At 42.8% G+C, this 1,028-nt stretch carries 2 protein-coding genes; both read left to right on the top strand.

Features of this window, described 5'->3' with window-relative positions; all coding sequences use genetic code 11:
- The coding region (ribF, locus tag A3766_RS03880) for a bifunctional riboflavin kinase/FAD synthetase (RefSeq protein ID WP_068641715.1) at nt 1–732 on the top strand (732 nt) is incomplete at its 5' end.
- Nucleotides 733–817: 85 nt separating this feature from the next.
- On the top strand, nt 818–1,028 hold a 211-nt coding region (locus A3766_RS03885; RefSeq protein WP_156508668.1), incomplete at its 3' end, for a class I tRNA ligase family protein.

Genomic DNA, 1,028 nt, shown 5'->3' on the forward strand with positions numbered 1-1,028 from the left:
CGCTTTCGAGAGAAGTATCAGGCGATATCCGAGTACGGTATCGACTTTGTATTTTGCTTAAAATTTGATGCGCATTTGAGTCAGCTTAGTGCAGAAGAGTTTATTCAGCAGGTTTTGGTGGATCACCTGAGTATTAAGCACCTGGTGATTGGTGATGACTTTAGGTTTGGGGGCGACCGCTCGGGTGATTATGCGCTCTTGAAAGAGGCGGGAAAGCGCTTTGGTTTTAGCGTTGAAAGTACTCAGACAGTTGAGTGTGAAGAATCACCTCTTAGAGTTAGTAGTACGCTGATTAGAGAATTGTTGGCCAAGAGTAATTTTAGTGCTGCTGAGAATGCTTTAGGGCGCCCTTATAGTTTCATGGGTAAGGTTATCCACGGCCAGAAACTTGGACGCCAATTAGGGTTTCCGACAGCGAATGTAGCCTTAAAGAGAACGAAAGTACCATTTTCAGGTGTCTATGTCGTAAGCCTTTATTTGAACGGTGAGGATAATACCCCTTATCAAGGTGTAGCGAATGTTGGGGTTAAACCAACCGTTGGGAATTACTTGCCTTCTCTAGAAGTACACCTGTTCGGCTTTGATCGAGATATATATGGCCGAAATGTTCGAGTTGTTTTTCATCAGAAAGTACGTGATGAGCAGCGTTTTAATGGTATTGACGCTCTGAAAGAACAGATAGATAAAGATGTTAAGCAGGCCAAGGAATATTTTAAAAAATTGGCCAGCTAGAAAGATATAAACGCGATCTTGATAAAAAATTATTGAGTGCCTTAGTGATCTAAGGACAATATTGACAACCTGATGTGACAATAATATGAGTGATTACAAGCATACTTTAAACCTTCCCGAAACCAAGTTTCCAATGCGTGGCAATCTGGCTCAGCGAGAGCCTGGCATGTTAAAGCAGTGGCAGGATATGGATTTGTATCAACAAATCAGAACCGCCCGGGCGGGAGCAGAGAAGTTTATTCTTCATGATGGCCCTCCGTATGCAAACGGTAGTATTCATATTGGTCACGCGGTTA

It is taken from the genome of Oleiphilus sp. HI0132 (assembly GCF_001635845.1).